The sequence below is a fragment of the Spongiibacter pelagi genome (assembly GCF_014705705.1).
GTDB classification, from domain to species: Bacteria; Pseudomonadota; Gammaproteobacteria; order Pseudomonadales; family Spongiibacteraceae; genus Spongiibacter; species Spongiibacter pelagi.
The window spans coordinates 510550-521822 of sequence record NZ_JACXLD010000001.1 but is presented as its reverse complement, the minus strand read 5'-3'; the positions used below and the strand labels follow the sequence as shown (position 1 = coordinate 521822).

13 protein-coding genes are annotated in these 11273 nt (G+C 53.9%); 5 read left to right on the top strand and 8 right to left on the bottom strand.

All coding sequences use genetic code 11. The features are described 5' to 3' along the window. Window positions 1–14 precede the first annotated feature (14 nt). Window positions 15–611, top strand: a complete 597-nt coding sequence (locus tag IB286_RS02450; RefSeq protein ID WP_190762081.1) for a TetR/AcrR family transcriptional regulator — start codon at window positions 15–17, stop codon at window positions 609–611. A 25-nt stretch (window positions 612–636) separates the two neighbouring features. On the opposite strand, the gene IB286_RS02445 is transcribed toward IB286_RS02450, so the two are convergent. From IB286_RS02445 to IB286_RS02415, 7 genes are all read right to left on the bottom strand, one after another. Continuing rightward, window positions 637–1020 (bottom strand): carboxymuconolactone decarboxylase family protein, encoded by a 384-nt coding sequence (locus IB286_RS02445; protein WP_190762079.1) that lies wholly within the window; start codon window positions 1018–1020, stop codon window positions 637–639. 10 nt (window positions 1021–1030) lie between these two features. Then, on the bottom strand, window positions 1031–1771 hold the full coding sequence (locus IB286_RS02440; RefSeq protein WP_190762076.1) for an SDR family oxidoreductase: 741 nt from the start codon (window positions 1769–1771) through the stop codon (window positions 1031–1033). A gap of 33 nt (window positions 1772–1804) precedes the next feature. Continuing rightward, complete coding sequence (locus IB286_RS02435) at window positions 1805–2125, bottom strand: 2Fe-2S iron-sulfur cluster-binding protein (protein ID WP_190762074.1); 321 nt, start codon at window positions 2123–2125, stop codon at window positions 1805–1807. Between the two features lie 24 nt (window positions 2126–2149). Then, window positions 2150–2935 (bottom strand): SDR family oxidoreductase, encoded by a 786-nt coding sequence (locus IB286_RS02430; RefSeq protein WP_190762072.1) that lies wholly within the window; start codon window positions 2933–2935, stop codon window positions 2150–2152. Then, window positions 2935–4404: an aldehyde dehydrogenase family protein gene (locus IB286_RS02425; protein WP_190762071.1), complete on the bottom strand. Its 1470-nt coding sequence runs from the start codon at window positions 4402–4404 to the stop codon at window positions 2935–2937. Before IB286_RS02425 ends, IB286_RS02430 begins: the two co-directional genes overlap by 1 nt. A gap of 61 nt (window positions 4405–4465) precedes the next feature. Continuing rightward, a complete protein-coding gene (locus tag IB286_RS02420) occupies window positions 4466–5350 on the bottom strand; it encodes an NAD(P)-dependent oxidoreductase (RefSeq protein ID WP_190762070.1) in 885 nt (294 codons plus the stop codon). A gap of 12 nt (window positions 5351–5362) precedes the next feature. After that, window positions 5363–6565 (bottom strand): cytochrome P450, encoded by a 1203-nt coding sequence (locus IB286_RS02415; RefSeq protein ID WP_190762069.1) that lies wholly within the window; start codon window positions 6563–6565, stop codon window positions 5363–5365. A gap of 151 nt (window positions 6566–6716) precedes the next feature. Here IB286_RS02415 and IB286_RS02410 point away from each other — a divergent pair, with 151 nt between their 5' ends. Beyond that, window positions 6717–7853 (top strand): MarR family winged helix-turn-helix transcriptional regulator, encoded by a 1137-nt coding sequence (locus tag IB286_RS02410; RefSeq protein WP_190762068.1) that lies wholly within the window; start codon window positions 6717–6719, stop codon window positions 7851–7853. Here the strand turns inward: IB286_RS02410 and IB286_RS02405 are convergent. Then, window positions 7850–8320, bottom strand: coding sequence for a YaiI/YqxD family protein (locus tag IB286_RS02405; protein WP_190762066.1), 471 nt, complete (start codon window positions 8318–8320; stop codon window positions 7850–7852). The two genes, IB286_RS02410 and IB286_RS02405, sit on opposite strands and share 4 nt — an antisense overlap. A 75-nt stretch (window positions 8321–8395) precedes the next feature. Between IB286_RS02405 and IB286_RS02400 the strand changes: the two genes are divergently transcribed. From IB286_RS02400 to purK, 3 genes are all read left to right on the top strand, one after another. Then, window positions 8396–9583, top strand: coding sequence for a class I SAM-dependent rRNA methyltransferase (locus IB286_RS02400; protein ID WP_190762064.1), 1188 nt, complete (start codon window positions 8396–8398; stop codon window positions 9581–9583). An 85-nt stretch (window positions 9584–9668) separates the two neighbouring features. Further along, window positions 9669–10160 carry a 5-(carboxyamino)imidazole ribonucleotide mutase gene (gene purE / locus IB286_RS02395; RefSeq protein ID WP_190762062.1) on the top strand — a complete coding sequence of 164 codons (492 nt, stop codon included), beginning with the start codon at window positions 9669–9671 and terminating at the stop codon, window positions 10158–10160. Beyond that, on the top strand, window positions 10160–11236 hold the full coding sequence (purK, locus tag IB286_RS02390; RefSeq protein ID WP_190762060.1) for a 5-(carboxyamino)imidazole ribonucleotide synthase: 1077 nt from the start codon (window positions 10160–10162) through the stop codon (window positions 11234–11236). Before purE ends, purK begins: the two co-directional genes overlap by 1 nt. Window positions 11237–11273 lie beyond the last annotated feature (37 nt).

Genomic DNA, 11273 nt, shown 5'->3' with positions numbered 1-11273 from the left:
ACTCCCCCATTTGAATGATGAATAAGATTAATCAGCCCTTAGCCTTTAGCGATAACTTCAACGACACCCAACTGCGGATTCTTGATGCCGCGATCACCTGCGTGAAAGACTGGGGACTGGAGAAAACCAGCCTCAACGATATTGCCAAGCGCGCCGGAGTGACCCGCCCAACGGTTTATAATTATTTTTCGAATAAGAACGAGGTCATCCGTACCGCCTTACTGCAATCTGGCTACGCACTGGCGGAGCGAATGGTGGCGCATATTTCCGCGTTTCCCAGCCCGGCCGAAAAACTGATTGAAGCGATGGTTTACGCCGTGAATACCCTGCCGACCGAACCCCATCTGGATATTGTTACCCACACGGAAATCCCCAGTGATATCTATGAAGATGCCCTGCAAGACACTGAGGGCCAACAAATACTACTGATGATTTTTGGCGAAATTCTGAAAGATGAGCCCGACATCGACGCCAATGATTTGATGGAAATTATTGAAATCAGCGTTCGACTCGCGCTTTCACTGACGACCTTAAAAGGAACACTGACTCGCAGTGATGAAGAGCTGCGAGCATTTTTAAGCAGAAGATTACTGCCCGCCGTTGGTTTATAGAATTTTTGAAAACGGAGTGCCGATACTACTCGGCACTCAACTCCTTCTTCCACTTCCCAATCATGCCCAGCAGTGTCAGCCGCAGCTTCGATGCACGCGGATAGCCTACATACTGCGTGAGAAACAGCACCGCTTCTTCCAGTTCGGCAATACTCATTTCCCCACGTCGGTAAGCGGACTCGGCCTGTATAGCAAAAGTCATTTCCTCGCCCTGGGCAGTGATCGCACCCAGCAACAACAAACGGCGATCACGAATGCTCAGCGTTTCATTGGACCACAGATCACCAAACAGGCTGCCCAACATATAATCAAAAAAGCGGTCCTCACCCTCTGCCGGTGGATCGGGCAATTGATTGTTATAGACCTCGTGGTAACGGGCAATGCCGCGTTCACGTTTATCATTATTCATATTCGCCCCCTTACACGCGCATAAACTGGCCGCCGTCTACATTGAGAATATGGCCGGTGATCCAAGAGGCTTTATCCGATAGCAGGAATAGAGCCGCATCAGCCATATCATCCGGCGTACCCACCCGACTCAGCGGCATTTGCTTGACCAATTCATCCGCATAATCACCTGCAGTATTTCTCAGCGCTTGCGTCTCGGTAGGGCCGGGAGCAATCGCATTGATGCGAATTTTTCGCCACCCGAGCTCCCGCGCAAGCGACCCGGTCAGGCCATTCACGGCCAGCTTGGCAACTCCATAAAAGCCCATATTCATCCATGCCGCGGTAGAGGACTGATTCACAATCGCACTGCCCTTGGGCATATGTGGCACGCAGGCGCGAGCCATCAACAGGGCACCATGCACATTCACCCGCATAAAGGTTTCGAGATAATCCATATCGACATTCAGGTAGCCTTCGATTTTCATATTGCCGAAAATCGCGGCATTGTTGATGAGGTAGTCAATTTTCCCGAAGGCCTCAACAACTTTCGCAGCACAATCCAGACAGGATTGCTCATTACCGACATCGACCTTATAGAACATGGCCTCGCCGCCCGCCTCACAGATTTCCGCCACTACGCGCTCGCCCTGTTCAGCATTTAATTCCGCCACCACCACTTTCATTCCTTCATTGGCACAACGCTTGGCGTAGGCTTCGCCAATCCCCTGCCCAGCACCGGTCACAATCACGACTTTGTCTTGAAAACTCATATTCTTTCTCCGTATTTTTATTTTTCTGAAAAATCAGCTCTGCGATTCCGGCATCGCCACACGCAAGCCATTCATGGCGCTAGTCACCGGCACCTGACAACCGAGACGACTCTCCGGGCGTCGATCTTCTACACCGCACAACATATCTTCCTCGCCCTCCGAAATAGCAGGTAAACCTTGCTGATCGCTCAACTCGATATAGCAGTGACAGGTCGCACAGGAACAGATGCCACCACACATGCCCTCTATACCGGGCACCATATTCAAGGTGGCGCCCTCCATGAGGCTCATGCCCTCATCGACGTCTACCGTATGTTCGGTTCCGTTGTGTTCTACGTAGGTAATTTCTGTCATCACTCGCTCCGTCATAGAGTCTTATTAAAATTTGAATTTTTCGGCTAGGCGGTTGGGACGCACTTCCAGCACATCCACTGACACCCCCGGGGGCACCCCCAAGCAATACACCAGCGCATCGGCCACATGACCCGGCTCCATACCGGTATCCATAAACCCACCCTGACGCTTATTCCAGGCGGTCACCGCTTGCTCCAGTCGCGCCATATCCCAACCGGCGGCAAACTCGGTCATGGCCGCACCGGGACGCAGAATAGTCAGGCCGATTCCGTATTCCTGCAGCTCACGGCGGGTATCCCGACTCAAGCGCTCCAGCGCCGCCTTGCTGGCCGCATAGAGTGACAGGCCTTGCATTTCGTCATGGTGCTCGGCACTGGCGGAACTGATATTGACGATGCGCGGGTTGTCGCCGCCTTGAAGCAGTGGAATGGCCGCCCTCGTGCAATACATGGCGGCAGCGATATTCAAATTGAGTTGCTGTTGAATTTCGGCATCGCTGTAGTTTTCGGCAAAACCGGGGCGCGCCATACCTGCATTGTTAACCACACCATCAAGTCGGCAATAATGGGTTTTAATCGCCTTCAGTGCCTCTTCTGCCTCGGCGCTATTCGTCACATCTGCGGCAACGGCAAAACATTGTTGTTCGCCCAACTCGGCCACAACGTTTTTTAATCGCTCCTTACCTCGAGCGATTAACCCCACCTTGCCACCCGCTGCCACAATGGCTTTGGCCATAGCCAAACCATAGCCACTACTGGCACCGGTCACGGCATAAACGCGATCTTGAATACCCGGATGAAAAACGGACATCAGCTACACCCCAGCGCCACGGTTTTGGTTTCCAGATATTCTTCAAAGCCTTCCGGCCCCATTTCACGACCAACACCACTCTGTTTATAACCGCCAAATGGCGCATCCGGGCCAAGGAAGTTACCGCCGTTGATATTGACCGTGCCGGTACGGAGTCGACTGGCAAAATTCAGCGCACGTTCCTCGCTGGCGGAAAACACCCCACCGGAAAGACCGTAAATGGAATCATTGGCAATGCGCAGCGCGTCGGCCTCATCCTTATAGGGAATGATCGCTAGCACCGGGCCGAAGATTTCCTCCTGCGCAATGCTCATACTGTTATCCACCTCACTGAATACCGTGGGCTCCACAAAATAGCCCCTGTCGATATGCTGAGGCACGCCGCCGCCGAGAATTAACTTTGCGCCCTCGGCCTTGCCTTTTTCGATGCAGGCCAAGACCCGATCGCGCTGGCGCTGACTAATCAGCGGCCCCTGCATTTCACCGCGGGTATCAGTGCTGCCATAGGGCATGCCTCCCAGATACGCCACCGCCAGCTGTTCTGCCTCGGCCAGTTTTTCTCGTGGCACCAGCAAGCGAGTGGTGATCGCACAACCTTGGCCGCTATGGGCGCAAACGCCAAATACACCGAACATGGCAGATCCCAAATCCGCATCGTCCAGCACCACCATCGCCGACTTACCACCCAGCTCGAGAAATACGCGTTTCACTGTATCGGCAGCATTGCGCATGACCGCTCGACCCACTGCCGTAGAGCCGGTGAACGAGACTACATCCACACGCGGGTCGGTGCTGAGTAATTCGCCAATAGCGGCGGGATCAGCTGCCGTCAGCACATTGAACACCCCTGCAGGCATACCCGCCTCCTCGGCAATTTTCCCAAGCACCGAGGCCGACCAAGGTGTTTCCGGCGCCGCTTTTAAGATCACCGTACAACCCGCCGCCAGCGCGGGAATACACTTAGCCAAATTAATTTGCAGCGGAAAATTCCACGGACTAATCGCCGCCACCACCCCGGCAGCCTCTTTCCAAACCCGGCGCTGACTTTTAATTCCCATGACTTCGTATTCGCCAATTTCTCGCTGCCAGTTAAAGCGCTCCAGAAAATCCAACGGCCAGCTCGCCATCGACAGCGGCCCATCCACCTGCGGGCCATTCACGAACATTTGTGTGGCGCCAGTTTCGCTTCCAACCGCCTGTCGAATCAGCGCCGCCTGTTCCTGCATCCCTTCAACAAAACGGCGCAAACACTGTAGGCGATAGCGGTGATCACGCGACCACTCGCTATTATCAAAAGCCTGTCTAGCTGCGGCGATGGCACGCTCAGCATCCGCCAGACTGGCATCCGCCGCTTCGCCAATTATTTCTTCTGTTAGTGGGCTGCTATTGCTATAGGTCTTTTCACCCTGCGCCGCGCAAAGTTGGCCGTTGATATATAAACGGGCTAAATCAGTTTTCAGGTCGGTCATTATTGTTATCAGCCTTTAGTCTTTTTTATTTGGGAGTCACTGATATTAAGGAAGCATGGACTTATTGATTGGCGGGCACGATGGGATGCAAAAAAGTCTGGCGAATCCCATCCCGCGCGGTTTTGCCACAAGGCAGGTTCAGCTTGAGCTGCCCAGCCAGCGCCAAAGCATGGTCCAGATCTTTTTCCGCCAGATTGGCAAAGGGGCCAAATATTGCCTCCATATCCTCGACTGAGCAGGCGGCATGCATGCCATCGCGTCCGGTAACAAACTGCCGGGCCAGCGGCCCCATCACGCCGTTCGCCTCAACCACCTCCAGCAATTTCTCAGGATTCACGCCGGCGTTTTTCACCAGCCCCATACCCTCGCTGGCCGCGACAAAGGCGATGTAATTCATCAGATTGTTAGCCAGCTTCAGTACCGTGCCATCCCCCACTGCTCCGGCGGCCACCACGCTAGTACTCATACATGCCAGCATCGGCTGCAGGCGTTCACTTAGCACCTCATCGGCGCCAAGCATGATGCACAAATCACCAGCCTCGGCCTTGGCTTCGCCACCGGTAATCGGCGCATCCACCACATGCAGGCCACGCTCGGCAGCCTCGCGCCCCCAGCGGCGCATATTGTCGCGATTCACCGTACTGTGAATGGCATAAACCGCACCTTTGGGTGCAAGTTCAAAAATTCCAGCACTCGCTCCGCTGCCATAGAGCAAGTCTTCCACATCCTGATCGTGACGCACGCAGATACCCACCAGCTCACAGTGCCGAGCGATCTCCTCCGGGCTATCTACTGGCTTCGCCCCAAGCGCTTCCAGCTCGGCCATCGGCGCGGGCATTACATCGTAAACTCGCAAGCTGAGCTTACTTTGCACTGCCTTTCGGGCGAGGTTTTTTGCCATGGGCTTGCCGATATTACCGAGCCCGATAAAGCCACATTCGATCATCATCGACTCCTTTTAAACCGGGTTAAAACTCATGGGTAGAGAACTGAAGCCGCGCACATTCGGGTTATGGGCGCGCGTTGAACGAGACAGATCGAGCTCGTAGTGGGGAATGCGCTTTAGCAGCTCCTCAAAACAGACCCGTACCTCGAGCCTTGCCAAGGCCGCTCCCAAGCAGGAATGCACCCCCATACCAAAGGCCATATGGTCGCGGGCGCCTCGGAAGACATCGTAAACATCGGCATTGTCGTAGCGCTCTTCGTCTCGACTTGCTGAAATAATGCACAAGCCAACCCGGTCACCCTCTCTGAGTTTGCGACCGCGCACTTCAACATCACGCATCAGGGTGCGACCAATCATCTGACTGGAACCATCGAAGCGCAGGGTTTCCTCCACGCCATCGGCGATTCGGTCTGGGTGATCCAACAAGCGTTGACGCTGCACGGGATTTTCCCAGAGGCGGTAGGCCATATTACCGATCAGCTTAGTCGTGGTTTCGTTACCGGCAATGGCGAGCAAAATGCCAAAACCAATGACATCCTCATGAGTCATCTTCCCTTCTTTCTTGGCCTGCAGAACGCAGCTATACATATCATCGGGATCAAAGGGACGCTCAGACATGCGCTTGGCATGGGCATCAAAATAACTAGCCAGACTAAGATACGCGTTGATATTGCGCTCGCTCAGTTCGAACTGGCCGTCTTCACGGTAGATCAGATCATCCGCCCAGTGGCGAACCGTGTCCTGATCTTCCAGCGGCACATGAATCAACGTTGAGATCACATCCATCGGTAAAATGGCACTGAAATCTTTAATCACATCCATCTCGCCTTTGGCTAACAATGGATCTAACAGGCTGGCCGCTTTCTCGCGAGTGTAATCCTCCAGGCGCTTGATACGTTGCGGCACCATCAACCCAGAAAGCAGCTTGCGAATGCGAGTGTGATCCGGCGGATCCATAAAAATAAACATGGGATAGCCGTCATTCGCCGACTGATCCGCTTCCAGCGCAACCCCCTTGGAGCTGCTGTAAGTTTTAAAATCGCGGAAGGCATTCTGGCAATCCTCCCATTTACTAAACAACCAAAAGCCGTGCTCCTCGTTGTAGTGCACTGGGTCTTGCTCACGCAGACTTTTGTACCAAGGGTAGGGGTCGTGGTGCACTTCGTGAGAGTACGGGCTGTAGCTATTCGGCTGTACCTTGGCCGGTTGATTCATCTTTCACCTCAGGACTGCTTTTATTTTTATCTTTGCCCAGCGCACCATAGAGGGCGCCTGCGGTAGATTAAAACTAACATAATATTTTCAATATGGTAAATATATGTATATTATTTAATAAATATATATTTACCATATTTGGACGATACTCTTGCCCATCAAACCCGCCCCCAGTAACACCAACACCCTGAATCAGCTAGATCAGTCGTGGCAGCGATACCGCAACAATCCCCTTCGCCATTTGGGCGAAATGACCGCCTATGTTGAAAAGCTAAGCATGAACACACTGGTACGGCAGGGTTACGAGAATCTCGCCATGAGTTACAGCGCACCGCTGACTCTGCTGTCGCAGGGAGCGCTGCGGTTGACCGATCTTGCGGCACAGCTCGGCATCAGCAAACAACTCTGTCTGCAGGCACTCAAGCCCATTAAAAAGGCGGCTTATATTGAGGAGCGTCCCGACCCGCACGATGGCCGCGCTAAGCAGATACATCTCAGCGCCAAGGGCCAGACGATGATTGCCGCCGCAGGCGAGGAGTTAATGACGATTAACCGGATGCTTTCCGACATTCTGGGTGACAAGCCCATGGCAGACTTCACCATGTCGCTGCGCAAACTGGCGGTGCACTATCACCTGCCTTCTGCCAATAACGAGAACCATCCGGCGCTGAATATCCCCAGCATGATGTTTGGCATGCTCAACCGTCATTTTCACCGCAGGCTGACCGAAATTCTGGCCCAGCAAGGCTATCTGAATTTGCAGCTTTCCTATGCACAGGTACTGGTATTGATCGACAACGACGGCACACCCATGCAGCAGATGGCTGAATACAACGGCGTTTCGCTTCAGGCTATTTCTCGCATAGCCGGTGAGCTGAAACAGCGGGGATATATTGAGAGACGCACTTCGACGGATGACCGGCGCAGCAAACGATTGTTTTTTACTAAAGAAGGGCAAGCGCTCATTGTGGCTTCGGTCTCGGCGATGAACACCTTGGAGGATGAACTTCGCCGCATTATTGGCAAGGCCGCATTCACACGATGGGAAAAGCAACTACTCAAATTAAGCCAGCAACTTGTTGCGCCTTCAAAGATAGAACACGGCGGCGGCCCCGCATCTGAAAATCAGACCGTATCGCAACAGCGACTACTAACGTATTTTGCTGCGCAGCTATCTGCCCAAGCCGTCGAGGGGAAATACGCGGAAGCGCGAAACATGATTGAACAGCGGCTAGGGAAATCCGATGCCCAAAAACTCTACAGCCTACTGTGCAAACTGCGAACTTAAGTGCTCCGCCGTCCTTTTGCAGCCACGGCCTGCGCTAGGTAACGATCCAGCTGATTGGCAAACTCCTGCTTCTCACGCTGACCATAGGCACTCTGCCCCCCACTTTGCACACCGGAAGCGCGCATAGTTTCCATAAAATCCCGAATATTGAGCCGGCCTTTGATATTGTCAGCGGTGTAGCGCTCACCACGAAAGCTCACCACTGCCGCTCCCTTGGCAATCAATTCAGCCGCGAGGGGAATATCGCTGCTGATGACCAGATCATTCGCTTCGCTGTTTTCGACAATAAAGTTATCCGCCACATCAAAACCTTGCGAAACCTGTAGCGAGCGAATATTGGCATCCGGCGGCACCGGCACCGCTCGGTTGGCCACCATAATCAGCTCCAGACCCGTTCGCCGCGCAGCGCGATACAAAATATCTCGCGCCGCAACCGGACAGGCGTCCGCATCTACCCAGATTTTCATGCTAGCAATGCCTTTTTAATACCTTGGTTTACGCGGATAATACACAGCTTACTCCCTCCACGCGCAGGTAAATTGATGGACTTAGCCACTCTCCGACTCGCTAAAAATGAAGAACGCCGCCTGCGCGGTGGGCACTTGTGGATTTACAGCAACGAAGTCGATAAAAACATTTCACCGCTGGCAAATTTTGAGCCGGGCCAACAGGTTCGGGTGGAGAGCGCTCAAGGCAAATCGCTTGGCGTGGCTTATGTAAATCCCCACTCGCTGATCTGCGCGCGTATGCTGGACTCCGCCGACAAGGTATTTGGCAAGGCCCGCCTTAAACAGCGTATTCAATCTGCGCTGGCGTTGCGCGAACAATTATTTTCCGAGCCGTGTTACCGCATGGTGTATGGCGATAGCGATTTTCTGCCCGGCCTGATTGTGGATCGTTTTGGCCCTCATCTTTCCGTCCAGCTAAATACCGCCGGCATGGATGCCATGCGCAATATCATTATCGAAACACTGGTAGAACTGCTGCAACCCGAATCCATTTTGCTGCGTAATGATGCCTCGGTACGCAAATTGGAAGGCCTGCCAGAAGAAGTGGTCGAAGCCTTTGGCAACTGCCCAGAAGATGTCGAGCTAATCGAAAATGGCGTGCGTTTTATCGCCCCCTTAAAAAGCGGCCAAAAAACCGGCTGGTTCTATGACCAGCGCCCCAATCGCGCTTGGCTGCGTGAATTGGCACCAGGCAAGAAAGTTTTGGATGTATTCAGCTATGTCGGCAGTTTTGGCGTTCAAGCCGCCGCCTTTGGCGCCTCAGAAGTATGGTGCTGCGACGCCTCTGGGCTAGCGCTAGACAAGGCCCATGAAAACGCCGCACTGAATGGCAAGGCCGATATTTTTAATACGCTGGAAGGGGACGCCTTCGCTGCGCTCAAGCAATTAAAAGAAGAGGGCCAGCAATTCGATGTGATTATTGTCGATCCACCGGCGTTTATTAAGCGTAAAAAAGATCAGAAGGAAGGCATACTCGCTTATCGCCGCATCAATGAATTGGCGATGCGCTTGCTTGGCGATCACGGCTACCTGATTTCCGCCTCTTGTTCGATGCATATGCCACGGGAAGAATTACTGGATATTATCCGCGCCAGCTCCCGTCATATTGACCGCCGCGCCCAGATTTTGGCCGAGGGTATGCAGGGGCCGGATCACCCGGTACACCCCGCCATTCCTGAAACGCGCTACTTGAAAGCGGTGTTGAGCCGGGTGTATCGCTAAGCCATTAACGATCATTGCTCAAGAAACATGCAAAGCTGGATTTTTTCTATATAATGGCCGGTTTTCACGCGACGAGAGCGCAGGAATGACAGCAAAAGTCGCCCTGATTATGGGCTCAAAAAGCGACTGGGACACCATGCGTCCGGCCACTGAAATCATGGCCGATCTGGGCGTAGACTGCCACGTAGAAGTGGTTTCCGCCCACCGCACTCCAGACAAACTGATGAGCTTCGCCGAGTCCGCTGTAGATGCGGGCTACGAAGTAATCATTGCCGGTGCCGGTGGCGCTGCGCACTTGCCCGGCATGGTGGCCGCCAAAACCCGCCTGCCCGTATTGGGCGTGCCAGTACAAAGCCGCGCCCTAAACGGCATGGACAGCCTGCTTTCTATTGTGCAAATGCCTAAAGGCATTGCGGTAGGCACATTAGCGATTGGCACCGCCGGCGCGTTTAATGCAGGCCTGCTCGCCTGCCAGATTCTGGCCAATAGCGATGCCGCACTGGCCGAGCGACTGGAAACGTTCCGCAAAAACCAAACCGACACCGTTCTTGAAAATCCTGACCCTCGAGAGAGCTAATGCAAACTGTCTGGGTACTCGGCGCCGGCCAACTCGGCGCCATGCTGCAACAAGCCGCCTACCCTCTCGCCCTGAGAGTGGTTCCCCTCGAACCTGAAGCCACCGAACTGCCTGAAATTAAAGACGGCGATGTGGTCACGGTTGAGCGCGAACAGTGGCCGGTCACGCCGATGACCGAATTTCTCAGCCAGCAGCCCAGCTTTATGAACGCGGGTATTTTTGGCCGCATTGCCGACCGGCTTTATCAAAAGCAAATGCTGGATGAGCTGGAGATTGCGACCGCGCCTTGGCGAGAAGTACAGGAAAGCAGTAGCGCAGAACAGCTACATACCGAGCTCGGCGAAGACGTTTTACTGAAACGCCGCACTGGTGGCTACGACGGCAAAGGCCAGTTCTGGTTGTATCAAGATCAAGGCGACGAAGTGCCCAGCGATTGGCTAGGCCATGCGATTGCTGAGCAAAAAATCCCCTTTGAAGAAGAACTCTCGCTGGTCGGCGCACGAGACAGCAGCGGTAAAACCGTGTTTTACCCCCTCACGCTAAACCTGCACAGTGACGGCATTTTGATGGCCTCCGTCGCGCCGGTAAATCGGGTAAGCCACTTGCAAGCACAAGCCGAAGCCATGCTGAGCAAAATCATGGACGCCAGCAATTATGTCGGCGTAATGGCCATGGAATGCTTCCGCGTTGGCGACCAGCTCATGGTAAACGAACTGGCCCCGCGCGTTCACAATAGCGGCCACTGGACCCAAGCCGGCGCCTGCGTAAACCAGTTTGAAATGCACCTGCGCGCTGTGAGCGGCTTACCCATTAAAGCCCCGGAAGTTCGCGGCCAAAGCGTGATGATTAATATTATTGGCATTGAGCGCGATCGCCACTGGCTGGAAATTCCCTGCGCCCGCACCTACTGGTATGGCAAGGAAGTTCGCAAGGGCCGCAAGGTCGGCCATATCAATGTGAACCACCCACAAAAAGCAGCGGTACAAGCCGCACTGACTGAGCTGGCAGCTTACCTGCCCGAACATTATCAAACGGCACTGGATTGGGTGCAGAAAGAACTGCGCAAAGCGGATTGAGCTGAAGCTCTAGAGAAGGACTAAGGCGGTATAAAAC

Bases quoted from the DNA above. Each gene is read 5' to 3' on its own strand.
- IB286_RS02420 (WP_190762070.1), bottom strand. From the start codon at position 5,350: ATGATCGAATGTGGCTTTATCGGGCTCGGTAATATCGGCAAGCCCATG.
- IB286_RS02445 (WP_190762079.1), bottom strand. From the start codon at position 1,020: ATGAATAATGATAAACGTGAACGCGGCATTGCCCGTTACCACGAGGTC.
- IB286_RS02440 (WP_190762076.1), bottom strand. From the start codon at position 1,771: ATGAGTTTTCAAGACAAAGTCGTGATTGTGACCGGTGCTGGGCAGGGG.
- IB286_RS02425 (WP_190762071.1), bottom strand. From the start codon at position 4,404: ATGACCGACCTGAAAACTGATTTAGCCCGTTTATATATCAACGGCCAA.
- IB286_RS02435 (WP_190762074.1), bottom strand. From the start codon at position 2,125: ATGACAGAAATTACCTACGTAGAACACAACGGAACCGAACATACGGTA.
- purE (WP_190762062.1), top strand. From the start codon at position 9,669: ATGACAGCAAAAGTCGCCCTGATTATGGGCTCAAAAAGCGACTGGGAC.
- IB286_RS02400 (WP_190762064.1), top strand. From the start codon at position 8,396: ATGGACTTAGCCACTCTCCGACTCGCTAAAAATGAAGAACGCCGCCTG.
- IB286_RS02405 (WP_190762066.1), bottom strand. From the start codon at position 8,320: ATGAAAATCTGGGTAGATGCGGACGCCTGTCCGGTTGCGGCGCGAGAT.
- IB286_RS02415 (WP_190762069.1), bottom strand. From the start codon at position 6,565: ATGAATCAACCGGCCAAGGTACAGCCGAATAGCTACAGCCCGTACTCT.
- purK (WP_190762060.1), top strand. From the start codon at position 10,160: ATGCAAACTGTCTGGGTACTCGGCGCCGGCCAACTCGGCGCCATGCTG.
- IB286_RS02430 (WP_190762072.1), bottom strand. From the start codon at position 2,935: ATGTCCGTTTTTCATCCGGGTATTCAAGATCGCGTTTATGCCGTGACC.
- IB286_RS02450 (WP_190762081.1), top strand. From the start codon at position 15: ATGATGAATAAGATTAATCAGCCCTTAGCCTTTAGCGATAACTTCAAC.